The organism is Streptomyces sp. NPDC001502, assembly GCF_042894785.1.
In the GTDB taxonomy this organism is placed as follows: Bacteria; Actinomycetota; Actinomycetes; order Streptomycetales; family Streptomycetaceae; genus Streptomyces; species Streptomyces kutzneri.
Genome location: NZ_JBIAVW010000006.1, coordinates 166,259 through 185,143 on the forward strand (window position 1 = coordinate 166,259; position 18,885 = coordinate 185,143).

An 18,885-nucleotide genomic window follows, 5' to 3' on the forward strand; every position below is an offset into this window, starting at 1 on the left:
TCAGCCGGCCGACGCGGGGGAGGACCCCGCCGCGGCCCGGGCCAGGGAGGAGTGGGTGATCCGGCCGATGTGGGTGACGAGCTCGCCGACGGACATGGCCAGGATGGCGTCCATGTCCTTCTCGGCCAGGAAGCCCATCAGGTCCACGTCGGCCCCGTAGCGGTGGTGGAGCAGCTCCGCGAGGGCGACGAACTCGATGCTCTCCAGAGCGAGATCCTCGTTGAAGGTCGTCTTCATCGTGACCTCCTCGGCGAGCAGGTACTCGTCGCCGACGATCTCCACGAGCATGCCGGTGATCTCGGCGAGGATGTCAGTTGCCATGACGGGCCTCCGTGAGGGGAAAGGGGACGGGTACGGGGGAGGGCGCCGCGAGGTGCGCGGTCCAGGCGACGACGTGGTCGGGCACGGTGTCGGTGAGCGGTGTGGTGCGGATCGGGTACGGGTCCCCCTCGGGGGAGGTCACGAGCAGCGCGCCGGAATCCGGGTCCCCGGCCACCCGCCAGTCCCGCGGCCGGCCGCCCAGCCCGCCCCCGGCCGCCTTGGCCGCCGCCTCCTTGGCGCACCACAGGGCGGTGAGCGCGGCGGGCAGACCGGTGCCCTCGCGGGCGGCCAGCCCCTCGGCGAGGCGGAGTTCGGCCGGCCCGAGGGCGATCCGGATCAGCGCGTCCGGGTCCGCGGTCACCTGCTCCACATCGATGCCGACCGGCCGGGCCGGGTGGGCCAGGGCGACGGCGATCCGGTCCTTGTGGGCGATCGACAGCCGGTAGCCGCGGGTCAGCGGGGACCCGGCCACCGGCCGGCCCGCCGCGTCGTTGCCGATCGGCACCTCCGCGGGGAACACCGGCCCGGCCCCGCCGTCCCACAAAAGCTGCCGCAGGGCGTCCTTGGCCGCGATCCGGCCCAGCAGCCAGGGCGCCCGGGCGCGCGGCGACAGCCGCTCGTAGGCCGCCCGTTCGGCGGCACCGAGGTAGCGGCGCATCACCAGTTCCTGCGAGGCCGGATCGTTCCAGCGGCGCCGGGCCAGGCACCAGCCCTCGGGCCGGGGTTCGCCGATCCCGCACACCTCCGGGGTGAACTTCATCGGCCAGACCCGCTCGTCGGCGCCGAACCGGCGGTACGTCCACCCCTCGATCCGGGCCCAGACCCCGCCGCCCGGCCCGCGCAGCTCGATGTCACCGCGCACGGTCACGTCCTGCACCGCGCGGATCCGGGCCGTGGCGCTCACCAGCTCCCCCGGAGCGGGCGGGGGCCCGTAGAACCGGATGCGGTCCACGGTGGCCGGGAACACCAGCCGGTCGACCGGCAGGCGCAGCTGCATCCAGTGCCCGAAGAGCTGCCCGGCGGCGTCGAGCAGCGCGCCCGGGTCGGGCAGTGCCCGCAGGACCCCCTGGATGCCGTCCGGGCCGACCGACCGCACCTCGTGCACCCCGGCGAAGCGCGGGCCGTGGAACATCCACCGGTCCCGGTACAGGGCCTCGGCGCTGACCGGGGCCGGTCCGGGGTCGCGCAGGGGCGTGCCGTCGGGCGCGGGCGGCTCCCCGTACCGCTCGCCGAACAGCACGACCACCGAGGCGTACTCCCCGAGGCCGACCCGCATCCGGCCCGGCCCGTCACCGCGGACCGTGACCTCGACGTCGACGGGCGGCTCGACCGCCAGCCACCGCAGGGCCCGTACGTCCTCGTAGCCGATGACGGCGAGGCCGGGCGGGGCGTGCCGCCGGGCGGCCTCGGCCGCCAGCTCCAGCATGGTGGTCATGGGGACGACGGGGAACCGGTCGGAGTCCTCCGGCCAGCCGTCGGGCTGGAGGTACACGCAGTGGTCCCGTACGTAGGGGAGCGCGGCCAGGGACAGCCGCAGGAGCTGCTTCCCCGCGGCCCTTCCCGAACCGTCGGTGTCCGGCGCCGGTGCCGGCGCCTTCGGCGGTCCTACGGCAGACCAGGCCTCGGTGACGGCCCGGGCGGCCGAGCCCGCGTCGGCCAGCACCGCGTCCAGGGCGGACAGCAGCACCGGGCGGGCCGCTCCGGCCGCCGCGGACAAGGGCGCCTGGGCCGGAACGGCGGCCGGGGCCGGGGTGAGGAGGCCGCTCAGGGAGGTGCGGGCCGTCTCGCTCAGGCGGACCAGCGGGGACCCCAGGTGCAGGGGCACGCGGAGTTCCGGTCCGGCGGGTGCCGGCTGCGGCGCGGCCGGGCCGGGCCGCAGCGCCGAACCGGCCGCCGGGGCCGCCTCGCCCAGGAGCTCCCACCGGGGCGCGTACCCCTCCGTCCAGAGCGCCGCGCAAGTGCGGCGCAGGGCCGCCAGGCCCGGCAGGCGCGGCGAGGAGGTGGAGACCGACAGATGCGGGCGCTCGCGCAGGGTGTCCTCCACGAAGCCCGGCAGGCTGCCCGGGCCCAGCGTGACGAAGCCGCGCACCCCCTCGTCCTCGTACAGCCGCAGGGTCAGCTCGCGGAAGCGGACCGGCTCCAGAAGGTGCCGTACGACCAGGCCGCGTACGTCCTGCGGTGCGGACGGGAACGGCGCGCACGTGGTGGCCGACCACACCGGCAGCCTCCCGGGCAGCAGCGGCAGCCGGTCGAAGGCGGCCCGGACCTGCCCGAGGTACGGCTCCCACATCGGTGTGTGGAAACCCGAACGGAACGGCAGCTCCTGACCGAGCACCCCGTCACCGCGCAACCGCGCCACGGCGGCCGCCACCTGCTCCGGATCCCCGCAGATCACCGACTGGTGCGGGCAGTTGTCGTGGCTGACCACCACCCGGTCCAGGTCGTGGAGCGCGGCCCGGGCCCGCGCCGCGCCGCAGCCCAGCGCCGCGTACACGAGGTCCGGGACCCGGAGATCACCCGGGCGCAGTGAGCCGAGGAAGGTGTCGGCCGCCTCCCGCGGGTACATGCCGGCGGCCACCATCGCCGCCCACTCGCCCAGGCTGTGACCCGCCAGCACATCGGCCTCGACGCCCAGTCCGGGCAGGACGCGGGCGAAGAACCGGCCCGTCGCGATCGCGTCGAGGGCCCGCTCCACCAGGGACTCGCCGCGGGTCAGCCGGGGCGCCGGCAGCGCGAACCGCTCCGCCACGTCGTCCACCACCGGGGCGAACTCCGGCTCCAGGCCCGGGAACAGGAACGCCAACCGGCCGCCCAGCGGCTCCGGGGCGAACCACACGTCCCCGCGCCCCCGCCACGGCCGGCCGCGCGCCACCACCTTGGCGGCCAGCGCGAGCCGCTGGGGCGTGGGCCCGACCACCGCGACCCGGCAGGGGCCGTCGCCGCCGGACACCGGGACGGCGGCCGCCAGCCGGGCCGACAGCTGCGCCGGAGTGTCGGCGCCGAGGAGGAGTACGTCGCCTCCCGCGGCCGGCCCCACCGGCGCGGCCGGGGCGTCCAGCGGCAGGAAGCGGCGCACCGGAGCCACCCGGGCCGGGCCGGGGACCACTGCGGGAGCCGCTGCGGGAGCCGGGCGCGAGGCCGTCGGAGCCTCCTCCAGCACCACATGGGCGTTGATCCCGCCGAAGCCGAACGCGTTGACCCCGGCCCGGCGCGGCTGCGGCCCGCGCTCCCACGGCTCTGCCGCGCTCACCGGCCGCATCCGCGTCCGGGTCAGGTCCGGGTGCGGCTCCTCGATGTGCAGCGTCGGCGGCAGCACCCCCTCGTACACGGCGAGCGCGGCCTTGATCAGCCCGGCCATGCCCGAGGCCTGCATGGTGTGCCCGAGCATCGACTTGACCGAGCCGAAGCCGATCCCGCGTCCGTTCCCCGGCTCCGGCGGGCCGAACACCTGAGCCAGGGTGTCCAGTTCGGCCGCGTCCCCGACCGGGGTGCCCGTGCCGTGCGCCTCCAGCAGCCCCAGCGCACCCGGCGCCCGCGGATCCAGCCCGGCCTCCCGCCAGGCCCGCTCCAGAGCCTGCACCTGGCCCGCGACCAGCGGGCTCATCAGGCTCGCGGCACGGCCGTCCCCGGCCACGCCCGTGCCGCGGATCACCGCGTACACGCGGTCACCGTCGCGCTCCGCGTCCGCCAGCCGCTTCAGCAGCACCACCCCGGTGCCCTCGGACAGCAGGGTTCCGTCGGCCCGGCGGTCGAAGGGCCGGATCCGCTCGCTCGGGCTGAGCGCCCGCAGCTGCGTGAACACGCTCCACAGCGTCGCGATGTGACAGTGGTGGACCGCCCCCGCGACCACCGCGTCGCAGCGCCCGGCGGCCAGCAGCCCCACCGCCTGGTCCACCGCCAGCAGGGAGGAGGCGCACGCCGCGTCCAGGGTGTAGGCGGGCCCGCGGAAGTCCAGCCGGTTCGCGGTCCGGGCGGCGGTGAAACTCGGCACCAGGCCGATCGACGCGTCCGGCCGCTCCGGCCCCAGCGCATCCTGGAACGCGGAGCGCACCGCCGCGATCCGCCGCTCACCCAGCTCCGGCGCCAGCTCCCGCAGGGTCTGCGCCAACTGGTGTGCCGTACGAACCCGTTGGTCGAGCCGGGCGGTCGCCACCCCCATGAACCCGCCGCGCCCGAGCACCACCCCGATCCGCGACCGGTCGGCGGGCAGCCGGGCCTCGCCGCCCGCGTCGGCGATCGCCTCGGCCGTCGCGTGCAGGGCCAGCATCTGGTCCGGCTCGGCCCCCTCCACGGCGGCCGGCATGATCCCGAACCGGGTCGGGTCGAAGGCGGCGAGACCGTCGACGAAGCCGCCCCGCCGACAGTAGAAACGGTCGCCCGCCACCGGTCCGGTCGCGGCCCGCGGGTCGTAGTACACCTCGGGGTCCCAGCGCTCCGGCGGGACCTCGCCGATGCAGTCCGTACCGGCGAGCAGATTGCGCCGGTACGCGGCCAGATCGGCGGCCCCCGGGAACACCGCACCCATCCCGACGATCGCGGCATCGGCCGGGCGCGGGCCGCGCCGCTCTCCGTCACGCATCGCCCCGGCCCTCCTCCGCCATCAGGACCACCTGTACGTCGCTCCCGTACGCCAGTTCGTCGAGGAACGCGGCGGTCCCCGCCTCCGGCGCGATGAGCGGGATCCCGCGCCGGACGTACGCACGCTCCAGCTCGGGGCTGACCATCCCGCCCGCCTCCGCCGCCCAGGGGCCCCAGTCGACGGACAGCACCCGGCCCGGGAAGGACTCCGCCCAGGTGTGCGCGAGGCCGTCGAGGGCGTCGTTGGCCGCCGCGTAGTCGCACTGGCCGCGGTTGCCGTACACCCCGGCGACGCTGCCGAACAGCGCCAGGAATCGGGGTGCGGGCCAGGACCCGTGCTCGGCCGCCGCGGCGGCCAGGTGGCGGGCCCCGTCGACCTTGGTGGTGAACACCGCGGCGAAGTCGCCCGGTTGTTTGTCCCGCAGCAGCCCGTCCCGCAGCACCCCGGCGCCGTGCACGATGCCGTCGAGGCGGCCGTGGCGTTCCCGTATGCCGGTCACGACCGCCCGGACGGCCCGCTCGTCGGTGACGTCCGCGCAGTGGTAGCGGACGGAAGCGGCCGCCGCGTCGAGGGCGGCCAGGGTGGCCCGCACCTCGCGCTCGGCGAGGATCCGCGAGGCCGCCGCCTCGATCTCCGCCGGCGTGCGCAGCCCTGCCGCGATCAGTGCGGCGCGCAGCGCGACCCGGTCCTGTGCCTGGGCGAATTCGTCGGGGGCGGCGGCGGGTTCGGGGGTGCGGCCGACGAGTTCCACGTGGCATCCGGTGGCGCGGGCCAGCGCGAGCGCGGTCCGGGCGGTGATGCCACGGGCCCCGCCGGTGAGCAGGACCACGGCGTTCCGGTCCAGGAGAGGGGGGCCGTCGGGGCCGGCCGGCAGGGGGGCGGGCACCGGGAGGCGGGCCACTCGGGCGCCCTCGGCCGTGTAGCCGACGGAGGTGCCGCTGCCGCTGCCGCTGCCGCTTCCGCCGTCGCCGTCGCTGCTGAGTTCCGCGACCAGTTGGGTCGCGATGCGTTCCGGGTCCTCCTTGGGGTGGATGTGCACGGCGCGCACCAGCGCGTCGGGGTATTCGAGGGCCGCGCTGCGGGCGAAGCCGTGCAGGCCGGCGCCGGGGGTGCCGGGCCCGGTGACGAGCAGCAGCCGTGGAGTGCCGGTGGTCAGGGCCTCCCGCAGCCCCGGGAAGGCGTCGGGCAGTACGGGGTCGGCGGTGGTGCGCAGCGCGGAGAGGTCGACGAGGCCGTCGAAGCCGGGCTGGGCCGAGGGCAGGACGGTCGGCACGGCGCCGTGCGCGTCCAGGGCCGCGACGAGTGCGGGCGCGATGGCCTGGCCGTCCTCGACGACGCCGATGCGCAGGCCGCGCAGGCTCTCGGGGCCGCCGTCGGCCGCCGGCACGGGCAGCAGGTCCACCCGGAGCCGGCTGACGGGGGGTGCCACGCGTCCGCCGCCGGGCGTGGCGGCCGTGGCGGCCGTGGCGGGTCCGGTGGGTGCTGCTGGTGTGCGGGAGGTGATCCAGGCGACGATGCCGCGCAGGGTCTTGATCCGGGACAGCTCCTCGACCGCGGACTCGGCGGAGCCGCCGCCCGGGTCCTGGGGGAGTCCGATCCGGTCGGCGAGGGCGCCGATGATCTCCACCCGCTTGATGGAGTCGATGGAGAGGTCCGCCTCCAGGTCCAGTTCGGGGTCGAGCATGTCCCGGGGGTATCCGGTCCGGGTGTGGACGATCTCCAGGACGAGGTCCATGACCTCCTCGGCGGTGCGGGGACCCGGCTGTGCGGGGGCGGGGTCGGCGGGGTGGGCGGTTCCGGCGGGGCCGGGCGCGCGCCGGGGCGTCTCCTCGGGCGCCGAACGTGGCGAGGGGTCGCAAGGCGCGGCGGCAGTGCGTTCGGCGCCCTGCGGGGATCGCCCCGGCACACTCCCGGCCCCACCGGCCCCGCCCTGGGGGTCCGCCGGCACGGAGCCGAGGTAGCTGAGGAGGACGTTCCGTTGGGCCTCGACCAGTTCGCGGGTGCCTCGGAGGTACTCCAGCACTGCCTCCTCCCGCCGGTCGGATCCGGAGACCGCCGCCGTGTCCGCCGGAGCCACCCGGCGGGCCGGGCGGAGGCCGCCCGGGACCGGTGCGCCGTCCGCGGTGCGGACCAGATGGCCGTCGACCAGCCAGCCCGGTCGCCGCGGGGCGTGCTCCGGGAGGCGGGAGGTGCGGCCGCGGAAGAGGGCTTGTGGTGTCACCGCAACGCCTGCCGCCATGAGTTCGGCCACCGCCGTGACCAGCCTGAGCAGGCCGTGCTCGCCGGGGACGTCCAGCGGGACCACCGTGTGCGGCCGGCCGTGGAGGATCCGGCCGACCAGACCGGAGAGGACCCGGCCGGGCCCCGCTTCCACGAACGTCCGGACACCGGCCGCGTACATGGCCTCCACCTGCTCGACGAACCGGACCGGCTCCGCGACCTGGCGTGCGGCAAGGCTTCGTATGTCTTCGGGTGTTGCCGGATACCGGTCGGCCGTTGTGTTCGACCAGACCGGGGTGTGGGGACTCGACACCGGTGTCGTCGTCAGTTCCGCTGCGAGGGTCCCGGCTGCCTCGGCGACCACGGAGCTGTGGAACGCGCAGGCCACGGGGAGGGGTTCGGCCGACAGACCGGCCTCGCGCAGGGCCGTCAGCGCCCTGGACACGGCCGGCGTCGGGCCCGAGATCACGCACTGCCGGGGCGCGTTGTGGTTCGCCACCACGCATCCGGCGCGGGCCGCGATCTCCCGTACCTCCTGCGGCGCGGCCGACACCGCCGCCATCGATCCCGGATCCGCGCCGGCGGCCGCCACGATCGCCTCGGCCCGGCGTGCGCTCAGCCGCAGCAGGCTCTCCGTGTCATAGGCCCCGGCTGCCCACAGCGCGGTGAGCTCCCCGTACGAGTGCCCGGCCACACAGTCCGGCCGTACGCCGAGCTCGCCGAGCAGCAGGTGCGCCGCCGCCCCGGCGAGGCCGAGGGCCGGCTGCGCCACGCGGGTGTCGGTGACCGCCGCCCGCTGCGCGGCCCGCCCCTGCGCGGTGAACGCCGCCGGCGGGAACATCGTCGACACCACCGGGGCCGGGGCCGAGTCCAGCAGGGCGCGCAGGGCGGGGAACGCCGTGAAGAGGTCGGCGAGCATGCGCGGGCGCTGGCTGCCCTGGCCGGGGAAGAGGAACGCCACCTTGCCCGGATCGGCCGTCTCCTCCCGTACGTGGACCCCCGCGCCCGGGGTGAAGGCGCGGGCCTGCTCCAGGCGGGCCGCGAGTTCGTCCAGACCGGTTGCCACCACCGACACCATGACCGGGCCGGGGGCTGCGGCGGAGGTCTCCGCCGCGAGGTCCCGCAGGGCCCAGGGCCGCCCGGCCGCGTCGTTCTCCTCCAGCCGCGCCGCGAGCCGGGCCATCGCCCGGCCCGCCGCCCGCCGGTCCTCGCCGCGGAAGCAGAACAGCTCCGCCGGCCATTCCTCCAGCCCGTGCCGGGGCTCCGCCGAACCCCCGTGACCGGCCAGCACGGCGTGGTAGTTGGTGCCGCCGAAGCCGAAGGCGCTGACCCCGGCGAACCGCTGTTCCGCGGGCACCGGCCAGGGCCGGGCCTCGCTGTCGAAGGAGAACGGGCTGGTCTCCGCCCGCCAGGCCGGGTTGGGCGTGTCGATGTGCAGGGTCGGGGGCCGCACGCCCGTATGGACCGCCCGGGCCGCCTTGATCAGGCCGGCCAGCCCGGCCGCGCACTTCGTGTGCCCGAGCTGCGATTTCACGGAGCCCAGCGCGCAGGACCCGGGCTCGGCCCCGGAGGCGGTGAACAGCTCGGTCAGCACGGCGAGTTCGGTGCTGTCCCCGACGACCGTGCCCGTGCCGTGCGCCTCGATCAGGCCCACCTCGTCCGCCGCGATGCCGGCCCGGGCGTACGCCCGCTCCAGGGCCCGCCGCTGTCCTTCCGGCCGGGGCGCGGTCAGGCCGAGGGAGCGGCCGTCGCTGGCGGCGCCCACCGCCTTGATCACGGCGTACACGCGGTCGCCGTCGCGTTCCGCGTCCGCGAGCCGCTTCAGGACGAGCGCGCCGACGCCCTCGCCGAGCGCGATCCCGTCGGCGGCCGCGTCGAAGGGCCGGCAGCGGCCGCCGGGCGACAGCGCGCGGACGGAGGCGAACATCAGGTAGTCGTTGATGCCGTTGTGCACATCGGCGCCACCGCACAGCACCATGTCGCTGTCGTGGTCGCGCAGTTGGCGGCAGGCGAGGTCCAGCGCGGCGAGCGAGGAGGCGCAGGCGGCGTCGACCGTGCAGTTCGCGCCGCCCAGGTCGAGGCGGTTGGCGACCCGCCCGGCGATGACGTTGGCGAGGATCCCGGGGAAGGAGTCCTCGGTGAGGCGCGGCAGCTGCTCGTCCAGCTCGGCCGGGAGCTCCCCCAGGTAGGCGGGGTGCAGGGCGCGCAGCCCGTAGGCGCCGGCGAGTTCCGTGCCGGCCTCCGCGCCGAAGACCACCGAGGTACGGGACCGGTCGAAGGTGCGGTCCTTGCCGTAGCCCGCGTCCCCGAGGGCCCGCGCCGAGATCTCCAGGGCCAGCAGCTGCACCGGCTCGATCCCGGCGAGCGAGGCGGGCGGGATGCCGTGCGCGAGGGCGTCGAAGGGCACCGGGCCGAGGAAGCCGCCCCAGCGGGAGGGGGTGCGCTCACCGGCCCGCGCCGGGTCGGCGTCGTAGTAGAGCGCCGGGTCCCAGCGTTCGGCAGGCACCTCGGTGACGGCGTCGGTCCCGGCGAGGACCATGGCCCAGTAGGCGGCGAGGTCGGGGGCGCCCGGGTAGGCGCAGGCCATTCCGACGATGGCGATGTCGAGCGGGTCGGCCGCCTGCGGCGCCCGCTCCGCGGACGGCCCGGAGGCGGCGAGTTCGCGGGCCCGCCGTTCCAGCAGGGCGGTGGCCCCGTCGGTGACCTGCGCGTGCAGCGCGGCGATCGTGGTGGTGCCCGTGCGCAGGGCGGCGGCCTGGCCCAGCATGAACAGGCCGTCGGTCTGCTGCTGTTCCTCGGTGACCGGTTCGAGGCCGGTTCCGTCGGGGTTTCGGCGCAGGCCCTTGCTGGCGATCCGCAGCCGCCCCAGGTTCAGCCGCTCCAGCTCCTCCCACATCGTGCGCGGCTCGATGCCGCTCTCCGCGAGCCGGTGGCGGGTCGCCTCGAAGGTCGCGGCGTACGGGGTGGCCGCGCACCGGGTGGCGTGGCCGGGCGCGGTGCGCAGCAGGACGGTGTCCGCGCACTCCACCGCCGCCCGCTGGAAGCCCGGCCGGATGGCGCCCGCCGCCACGGCCTCCTCGGTGAACAGGTAGGCGGTGCCCATGAGTACGCCGATGCGGGCGCCCCGCGCGGCCAGCGGGGCGGCGGCGGCCACCGCCATCGCGGCGGACCGTTCGTCGTGGATGCCGCCCGCGAACAGCACGTCCAGGGCCTCGGGTTCGGGGCAGGAGAGCAGGCGTTCGATCTGCTCCTCCCACAGCGGGAAGGAAGCGCGCGGCCCGACGTGTCCGCCGCATTCCAGCCCCTCGAAGACGAACCGCCGCGCTCCCTCGGCGAGGTACCGCTCCAGCAGGCCGGGGGAGGGCACGTGGAGGTGGGTGCGGATGCCGGCGGCCTCCAGCGGGGCCGCCTGCGCCGGGGTGCCGCCGGCGATGATCGCGTAGGGCGGGGCCGCCTCGTTCACGGCTGCCAGCTGCTCCCGGCGCAGCTCGGGCGGGGCGAAGCCGAGCAGGCCCACGCCCCAGGGGAGGTCCCCGAGCCGCTCGGCCGTCTCCGCCAGCAGCCGGCGTACGTCGGGGCCCTCCATCACCGCGAGCGCGAGGTACGGGACCCCGCCCGCCGCGGCCACCGCCGCGGCGAAGGCCGCCTGGTCGCTCACCCGGGTCATAGGCCCCTGCGCGACGGGGAGCGGCCGCCCCAGGGGCCGGGCCCGTACGGCGGCCTCCAGATGCCCGGCGACGGCCGCCCGCACGGCCTGCAGGACGCCGCCCGTGGTCCGGTACCGAGCGGCCAGCCGGGCCGCCGAGGCGCCGTCCTGCCCGACCGGCAGCAGCTGGGTCCGCAGGTCGCGGGCGCCGAGCAGGGTGGGTACGAGCCCGTCGGGCGGGGTCAGGTCGGGCCGTGCGAACACGCGGTGCCCGTCGGCCGTCCGGGTCTCGGAGCCGTCCATCGCCCGTAGCGCGGCGGCGACTTCCTCCGGGAGCCCGGCCTCGCCCTCCGTGGTCAGGGCCAGTTGTACGTCGAGCAGTACCCCGGCGGCTCCGCCCGCGACGGCCGCGGCCGCCGTGTGCGGACCGATCCCGCCGAATGCCCGTACGGGTACCCGGACCGCGGGGTCGCCGAGGAGCTGCTGGAGCAGGACGAAGGTGGTGGCCGGGCCCACCCGGCCGCCTCCCTCGTGGCCCTTGGCCACCAGCGCCTCCACCCCGGCGGCCACGGCCGTCCTGGCCTCGGCCGCGCCGGTGACCTCGGCCCACACCCGGGGCCGCCCGGCCGCCGCGGCCCACGCGGCCACCCGCTCGGGGGTGTGCGAGGCGGGGTCGGCGAGCAGCACGGTGTCCACCGCGGCGGGCAGCTCCCCGGGGCCGAGCGGGCAGCCGGCCGGCACCCGCACCCCGTACCGGGCGCCCGCGCCGAGCCGGCGGCCCAGCTCCGCGACACCGCGCCGCGCGGCGTCGGCGTCCCGGCCGAGGTCGAGCAGGCCGAGGGCCCCGGCGCGTTGGGCGGCGATCACGACGGCCGGGTGGGGTTCCTCGAAGGGGGTGACCGCGACGACCAGGTCGCGGGTGGTGGCGGCGGGCTGCGGGTGATGGGGGGTCACGGGCGCTCCTCTTCCAATGCTGTGTGACATGGCGCAGTGCGGGACGGAAGGAAGGACGAACGACGGGCGGGCGAACCGACGTTCCGACGTACCGGCGAGCTGGCGTACCGACGTGCCGACGAGCCGTGCAACGGCAGTGCGGGGCAGGGCGGAAGAAGGGGGAGCGCGGCGGTCACGCGCACACCGGCCGGGGCACCCGCCGCGGGTACGGCGGGATTGAACCGTGGTCAAACACCCGCATGCCGCGATGCATCGTGCGGGGGCCGCCCTGCACTGTCAACAGCCATGCGGAATACGGTGCTTCGCTCCATCGGCATACACGTGCCACCCGGATTCCCGCCCGGGGGGACCCACGACACGCCCCGGCCGAGCCGGTGGCCTGCGGCGTTCTCCGCCAGGCGGGGCCGCCCCCGCCGCGCGGGCCGGCATGCCCGCGTCCTCGCGGGCATGCCGCGCCGGCATGCCTACTCACCGACCGGGCATGACCGTCACGCCGGACCCGGTCAGTTGTTCACCCGACGAGCCCTTACAGGTACAGCCTCACGCGGTTACCGTCCGGTCATGACCCCCACCCTCGCGCAGCTCCGCTACCTCGTCGCCGTCGCCGACTGCAGGTCCATCACCGGGGCCGCCGCCTCGGTCTTCGTCGCCCAGTCCGCGCTCTCCCGGGCCGTGCAGGCCATGGAGCGCGATCTCGGCGTCGAGCTCCTGGCCCGCCGGGGAAGGGGGGTGGACCTCACGCCGGAGGGGGCCCGGGTCGTCCGGCTGGCCCGGACCGTGCTCAACGCGGTGGAGGCCATCGACGACATCGGGACCCCACACGGCGGGGGCGCCGGGGCGGTCCTGACCCTGGTCACCACCCCCACCCTCGCCCTCGACCTGGCCACCGACCTGATCGCGGCCTTCACCGGACGGCACCCGGCCGTCGACGTCCGGCTCCAGCAGCACGACAGCAGGGAGGCCCTGGTCGAGGAGGTGACCCAGGGGCGCTCGGAACTGGCCCTGGTCGACCTGCCCGTCGACAAGGAGCTCTCCACCCACTTCATCCAGGAGCGGGAGGTGGTGCTGATATCGCCGCCGGGCTCCCGGCTGCCCCACCCGATGCCCCTGCGCATGCTCGACGGGCTGCCGATGGTGCTGCCCACACCGGGGACCGGCCGCCGCACCGAGATGGAGGCCATGTTCAGCTGCCTCGGAGTGCGGCCCGTCCCCACCCTGGAGGTCGACGAACGGCTCGCGTGGGTGACGGGTGTGACGGACGGCCGGGGTTCCCTCATCTGGTACCGGGACGTGGTGCTGAGGGCCTTCGGGAGCCGGGCGGAGATCCGCTCCTTCACACCCCCGCTGCTGCGCCCGGTGGGCATCGCCCATGCCCGGCGGCCGCTCAGCCGGGCGGCCCGCGCGTTCATCGCGCAGGCCGGGCACAAGGCACCCGTCCGGGAGCCGGTGCGCTGACCGGACATGCCGCCGCGGCATTGAACGATGCTCGAACGGGAGGGGGTGGGGTCTGGCACCGCGACTGATGGCCCCTCACATTGTGCGCATGTCCCGACTCCTGACACCCCCACGGACCGCCGCCCTCGCGACCGCGGCCCTCGCCACGATCCTGCCCGCGCTGGCCTGGATGGCCACGGCCACCGCCTCCACCCTCTCCACCGGCTCCGCCGCCCCGCCGGCCGCAGCCGTGGCCCTGGCGCCGGAGAAGAAGTGCACCCTCCCCGACGGCCTCGCCGAGCTCAGCGGCCTCGCCATGAGCCGCAGACATCCCGGGGTCTTCTACGCCGTCAACGACAGCGGGAACACCAACCAGGTCTTCGCCGTCGACTGCAACAGCGCCACCGGCCGGCTGCTGGCCACCCTCACCGTCGCCGGCGTCGGCAACACCGACTGGGAAGGCCTCGCGCTCGGCACGGACGCGGGCGGCGGCCCGGCGATCCTGGTCGGCGACATCGGGGACAACCTCAGCGGGCGCGCGGAGATCACCGTGCACCGGTTCGCCGAGCCCGATCAGCTCACGAACGCCACGGTCACGCCCGTGACCTACCGCTTCGCCTACGCCGACGGCAAGCACGATGCCGAGTCCCTGCTCGCCGATCCCGTGACCGGCCGGCTCTACGTCGCCAGCAAGCTCATCGGCGCCGCCGGCCGGCTGTACCAGGCCCCGCTGCCGCCGGTGACCGGTCAGGTCAACACCCTCACCGCGGTCCGGCCCGGCCCCGTGTTCGCCACCGACGGCGCCTTCTCGCCGACGGGTGCCTCGTACACCCTGCGCAGTGGCGGGCCGCTGGGCGCCAACACGGCCTCCGTGTACGACACGGCCGGGGTCAAGCTCGCGGACGTCGCCCTCCCGGCACAGTCGCAGGGGGAGACGGTGACGTACGCCGACTGCGCGAACCTGCTCGTCGGTTCGGAGAACGACACGCAGATCTGGCGGGTCCCGCTGCCACCGGAGGCCGCCCCGGGCTGCGGCGCCACTCCTACCCCCACCCCCACACCCACCCCGACGCCCACACCGACCCCCACTCCCACCCCCGGCGGGCTGAAGTTCACCGACCCCGGTCCGCAGACGTGCAAGTTCAACCAGTCCTGCACCGTCCAGCTCACCACCACCGGGGCGAAGCCCCCCGTCCGGTACGCCGCCACCGGCCTGCCCTGGGGCCTCACCCTCGACAGTGCCTCCGGCCGGATCACCGGCAAGCCCTGGGGCAGCGGCGTCTTCCAGGTCACCGCCACCGCGAGCGATGCCACCGGAGCCACCGCCGGCACCACCTTCACCCTGACCCTCAACTGGTTCTGAGACAGGACGGGAACGGGCTTGTCCAACCCGCCCCCGAGGCCGCACTGTTGTCCGAGTTTCGTCCATCAGGTCAGGAGAACCGGCTTGTCGTCCCACATCTCACCCGTCCCGCAGGGCCCGGCCGCCCCGCACGTGATCGACCCCGCCGGAGGCTGCCCGCACGCCCTCAACGCCCGGCTGCGCGCCGAGCACGGCGCGGTGGCGGAGGTCGTGCTCCCCGGTGGGGTCCCCGGGGCGGTCGTCCTGGGGCACGACGCGCTGAAGGAGTTCCTCGCCCACCCCGACGTCGCCAAGGGCGCCCGGCACTTCCCCGCCCTGCACGACGGCACCATCCCCGCCGACTGGCCGCTGCGGGTCTTCGCCAACGCCCAGGGCATGCACACCGCGGACGACGCCGACCACCGCCGCCTGCGCGCGCTGGTCGGCAAGGCCTTCACCATCCGCCAGGTGGAACGGCTGCGGCCGCGCATCGAGGAGCTGACCGCCGAGCTCCTCGACGACCTCGGGCGGGCCGCGGCCGGGTCCCCCGACGGGACCGCCGACCTGTACGAGCACTTCGCCCTCCCGCTCCCGATGAACGTCATCTGCGAGCTGCTCGGCGTGGACCCCGAACACCGGGGCCGACTGCACGAACTGACCAACACGGTCGTCATCGCCACCGACATCACCCCGGCCGAGAAGATGGCCGCCCTGCAGGAACTCATGGCCCTGACCGGCACGATCGCGGCCGCCCGCGCCGCGAACCCCGGCGAGGACCTCACCAGCGCCCTGATAGCGGCCCGCGAGGACGACGGGGACCGGCTCACCGAGGCCGAACTCATCGGCACCATGCGGCTGATGCTCGTCGCCGGCCACGAGACCACCCTCAACCTCATCGTCAACGCGGTCCGCGCGCTGTGCGCCCACCGCGACCAGCTCGCACTGGTCCTGGAGGCCAAGGCCACCTGGTCGGACGTGGTGGACGAGACCCTGCGCTGGGACACCCCGGTCAGCTGGTTCCCGTTCCGCTACCCCACCCGCGACCTGACCGTCGACGGGACCGTGATCCCGCAGGGCACCCCGGTGCTCGCCGGATACAGCGCGGCGGGCCGCGACGAGTCCTTCCACGGTCCGGACGCCGACCGCTTCGACCTCACCCGCCCCACCGCCGCCCGCAGCCTCGCCTTCGGTCACGGTGCCCACTACTGCACCGGAGCCCCGCTCGCCCGGCTGGAGGCGACGATCGCCCTGGAGCGCCTCTTCACCCGCTTCCCCGACCTCGACCTCGCGGTCCCGGACGCCGACCTCCCGTACCAGAACAGCTTCATCAGCAACAACGTCCGCTCACTCCCGGTCCGCCCCGGCCGGCAGGCCACTTCCTAGAGCCCGGACGCGTACGTTCACCGTGTGCCACCCCGTCGCCCCGTCCGGCACGGTCCCGGTGCGGACCCCCGTCTGCACCGCGCCCGTGCCGTCCGTGGCGCGGACCTCCAGGGTGTGCGGCCCGGGGGTCGCCTCCCATGGCCAGACCCACTGGCGCCAGGTGTCGACGCCGTCCGCCGCCCCGAGCCGCGCCTCCTGCCAGGGGCCGCCGTCCACCCGTACCTGGACCCGGTCGATCCCGCGGTGCTGGGCCCACGCCACCCCGGCGACCGGCACCCGGCCCGGTGCGAGGTCGGCGTACGGGCGCGGGGTGTCGATCCGCGACTGCGTCTTGACCGTGGCCTGCTGGGCCCAGGACCGGCGCACCCAGTAGGCGTCGTAGGCGGCGAAGGTGGTCAGCCGCAGCTCGGTGAGCCACTTGCAGGCGGAGACGTACCCGTACAGGCCCGGTACGACCATCCGCACCGGGAACCCGTGGGCGAAGGGCAGCGGCCGGCCGTTCATGCCGACGGCCAGCAGCGCCGCCCGGCCGTCCATGACGGCCTCGACCGGCGTCCCGATGGTCATGCCGTCCACCGAACGCGCCACCAGCTGGTCGGCGGGACCGCCCTCGGACGGCGGCCTCACCCCCGCCTCCCGGAGCAGGTCCCCGAGACGTACGCCGAGCCAGCGGGCGTTGCCCGCGTACGGGCCGCCGACCTCGTTGGACACGCAGGTGAGGGTGATGTCCTCCTCGACCACCGGGCGGGCGAGGAGCCGGCGCAGATCCAGGGTCAGGGGCCGGGCCACCCCCTCCCCGTGGATGCGCAGCCGCCAGGTGTCCGCGTCCACGCGCGGGACGACCAGCGCGGTGTCCACCCGGTAGAAGTCCTGGTTCGGCGTGAGGAACGGGCCGAGCCCGGGCACCCGCAGGTCCGCCCCGGCGGGCACCGGCGGCGCGGGCACGGTGGGCCGGGGGAGGACGAAGCGGGCCCGGGAGGCGGTGGCGTCGGCGCTGCCGTGCGCCCCCAGACGCCGTGCCCCGAGTCCGACGCCGGCCGACGCCGCCAGGACGGCGACCACCAGCCGGCCGAAGCGACGCCGGTCCATCGCCCCGGCCCCGCCCTGCGAGGCGCCGGCCGGGCGGGTCCGTCTCCCGGCCGTGACCAGCAGGTACAGCACCCCGGCCGAGACCAGGGCGCCCACCAGCGAGGGCAGCGCGTCCCGCCAGGAAGCCTCCGGCCGGCTGAGCGCGGCCAGCGCCCCCACCAGCCCGAATCCGCCCGTGACGGCGATCGCGGCCGGGAGGTGGCGGACGGCGAGCAGCCCGGTGCCGACGGCGACCGCGGCCAGGACGGCGAGGATGCCGAGACCCAGCACCAGCTTGTCGGAGGTGCCGAACAGCCGGATGGCCCATTCCCGGACGGCCACCGGCGTCAGGTCGATCACGGCCCCGCCGACGGCCGTGACCGGCGAGGCCTCGGGACGGCCGGCCGCCGCGGCCAGCTGCGCGGACGCCAGTCCGGCCACGGCCGCGACGATCCCGCTGACGGCACCCGTCGTGCGCCGCAGCCGCACGGAACGGCTCGGGTCTGACTCCACACGGCCAGTGTCCCGCGCCCGGGCACTCCCGTGGCGGCGCCGTGCCGCCGCACCGGCCCCGCACCGGCCCGCGTCCTGCGCCCAGGGCGAAAGGAGCACGCCCCGAGTGAACGGACGTGGCGACGGCGGGGTGCGTGGCAACGATGACGGCATGATCTCCTTTCCCTCCACGCAAGCGTGGATACCGTGCCCCTGAAACCCGCGCGGATCCTCCGCACCTCGCCCTACCGGCCCGTCCTCACCCACTCGACGCTGCGCCGCCTGTTACCGGGGTTTGCCGTCTCCTCCCTCGGCGACGGCATGGCCGTGGTCGCCGTGAGCTGGCTGACGATCGAGATCGCACCGGCGGCTGAGCGCGCCCTGTGGGTCGCGCTGGCGGCCGCTGCCCACACCCTCTCGGGCGCCGTGGGCGCGGTCCTCCTCGGACCGCTCCTGCGACACCGTTCCCCGGCCCGGCTGGTCGCCTGCGACGCCCTGCTGCGCGCCGCCGCCCTCGGCGCGATCCCCGTGTGTCACGCGCTCGGGACCCTGAGCATCGAGCTGTACGTGGTGCTGCTCGCCGCCTCCTCCGTCCTCCACTCGTGGGGCCGGGCCGGCATCCACACCCTCCTGGCCCGCCTGCTGCCGGAACGCGACCACCTGGCCGGCAACGCCGTCCTGTCCGGCATCGGCTCGCTCTCCACCGTCTTCGGCCCGCCGCTCGCCGGAGCCCTGATCCTGTGGGGCGGCGCCGCCACCGTGATCGCCGTCGACGCGGCGACCTTCCTCGTCCTGGCCGCCACCTTCCTCTTCGGCGTGCCGCACGACGACGCGCCCGTGCCCGGGGAGGGCGGCTCCCGTGCGGCGGGCTTCGCCGTCATCCGGCACGCCCCCGCCCTGCAGGGCCTGCTCGCCCTGAGCTTCGCCTTCTTCTGCCTCTTCGGTCCCGTGTACGTGGCGCTGCCGCTGTACGTGTCGGACGGGCCGGGCGCTCCCGCCGCTGTGCTGGCCGCCTTCTACACGGCGTTCGGCGTCGGCGCGGTCCTCGGCTCCGTGCTGACCGGATACCTGGGCCGGCTGCCGATCCGGCCGGCCATGACCGGCATCGTCGTCGCCTTCGGCGTCTGCATGCTGCCGACGGGCCTGGGAGCGCCGACGGCCGTCGCCGTCGCCGGGTTCGCGGCCGCCGGGCTGCTCTGGCCCCCGTACGCCTCGCTCTCCACGACCCTCTTCCAGCGTTCGGCCCCGCGGGACCTCCTTCCCCAGACCCTCGCCGCGAGCTCCGCGGTCCAGGTGCTCGCGGTGCCGCTCGGCACCGCGCTGGGCGGCCCGCTGGTGGCCGGGCTCGGCGCCCGGGGGACCCTGCTGGCCTCGGCCGTCTCGATCGCCGTCCTCGGTCTGGTGGCCGCCGCAGCCGCACGGGCGGGGCGGAAACGGGGTACGTGA

At 76.0% G+C, this 18,885-nt stretch carries 8 protein-coding genes; 4 read left to right on the forward strand and 4 right to left on the reverse strand.

What is annotated here, in order from left to right; genetic code table 11:
• From ACFY0D_RS12580 to ACFY0D_RS12590, 3 genes are read right to left on the reverse strand one after another with little or no spacing between them, the layout of a single operon-like run.
• Complete coding sequence (locus ACFY0D_RS12580) at positions 1–321, reverse strand: acyl carrier protein (protein WP_386127622.1); 321 nt, start codon at positions 319–321, stop codon at positions 1–3.
• Positions 311–4,900, reverse strand: a complete 4,590-nt coding sequence (locus ACFY0D_RS12585; protein WP_390798311.1) for a beta-ketoacyl synthase N-terminal-like domain-containing protein — start codon at positions 4,898–4,900, stop codon at positions 311–313. Before ACFY0D_RS12585 ends, ACFY0D_RS12580 begins: the two co-directional genes overlap by 11 nt.
• On the reverse strand, positions 4,893–11,720 hold the full coding sequence (locus ACFY0D_RS12590) for an SDR family NAD(P)-dependent oxidoreductase (RefSeq protein ID WP_390798312.1): 6,828 nt from the start codon (positions 11,718–11,720) through the stop codon (positions 4,893–4,895). The genes ACFY0D_RS12585 and ACFY0D_RS12590 overlap by 8 nt, the downstream gene beginning before the upstream one ends.
• A gap of 561 nt (positions 11,721–12,281) precedes the next feature.
• Here ACFY0D_RS12590 and ACFY0D_RS12595 point away from each other — a divergent pair.
• The 3 genes from ACFY0D_RS12595 to ACFY0D_RS12605 all read left to right on the forward strand — a co-directional run bounded on the left by ACFY0D_RS12595 (position 12,282) and on the right by ACFY0D_RS12605 (position 15,879).
• On the forward strand, positions 12,282–13,175 hold the full coding sequence (locus ACFY0D_RS12595; RefSeq protein WP_390798313.1) for a LysR family transcriptional regulator: 894 nt from the start codon (positions 12,282–12,284) through the stop codon (positions 13,173–13,175).
• 88 nt (positions 13,176–13,263) lie between these two features.
• Positions 13,264–14,517: a putative Ig domain-containing protein gene (locus tag ACFY0D_RS12600; RefSeq protein ID WP_390798314.1), complete on the forward strand. Its 1,254-nt coding sequence runs from the start codon at positions 13,264–13,266 to the stop codon at positions 14,515–14,517.
• A gap of 84 nt (positions 14,518–14,601) precedes the next feature.
• Positions 14,602–15,879 carry a cytochrome P450 gene (locus ACFY0D_RS12605; RefSeq protein ID WP_390798315.1) on the forward strand — a complete coding sequence of 426 codons (1,278 nt, stop codon included), beginning with the start codon at positions 14,602–14,604 and terminating at the stop codon, positions 15,877–15,879.
• Here ACFY0D_RS12605 and ACFY0D_RS12610 read toward each other — a convergent pair.
• Positions 15,841–17,460, reverse strand: coding sequence for a molybdopterin-dependent oxidoreductase (locus ACFY0D_RS12610; RefSeq protein ID WP_390798316.1), 1,620 nt, complete (start codon positions 17,458–17,460; stop codon positions 15,841–15,843). The two genes, ACFY0D_RS12605 and ACFY0D_RS12610, sit on opposite strands and share 39 nt — an antisense overlap.
• A gap of 186 nt (positions 17,461–17,646) precedes the next feature.
• Here ACFY0D_RS12610 and ACFY0D_RS12615 point away from each other — a divergent pair, with 186 nt between their 5' ends.
• Positions 17,647–18,885 carry an MFS transporter gene (locus ACFY0D_RS12615; protein ID WP_390798317.1) on the forward strand — a complete coding sequence of 413 codons (1,239 nt, stop codon included), beginning with the start codon at positions 17,647–17,649 and terminating at the stop codon, positions 18,883–18,885.

What these genes read in the sequence shown, in the direction of transcription:
- ACFY0D_RS12580 (WP_386127622.1), bottom strand. Translation starts at nt 321, where the DNA reads ATGGCAACTGACATCCTCGCCGAGATCACCGGCATGCTCGTGGAGATC.
- ACFY0D_RS12585 (WP_390798311.1), bottom strand. Translation starts at nt 4,900, where the DNA reads ATGCGTGACGGAGAGCGGCGCGGCCCGCGCCCGGCCGATGCCGCGATC.
- ACFY0D_RS12595 (WP_390798313.1), top strand. Translation starts at nt 12,282, where the DNA reads ATGACCCCCACCCTCGCGCAGCTCCGCTACCTCGTCGCCGTCGCCGAC.
- ACFY0D_RS12600 (WP_390798314.1), top strand. Translation starts at nt 13,264, where the DNA reads ATGTCCCGACTCCTGACACCCCCACGGACCGCCGCCCTCGCGACCGCG.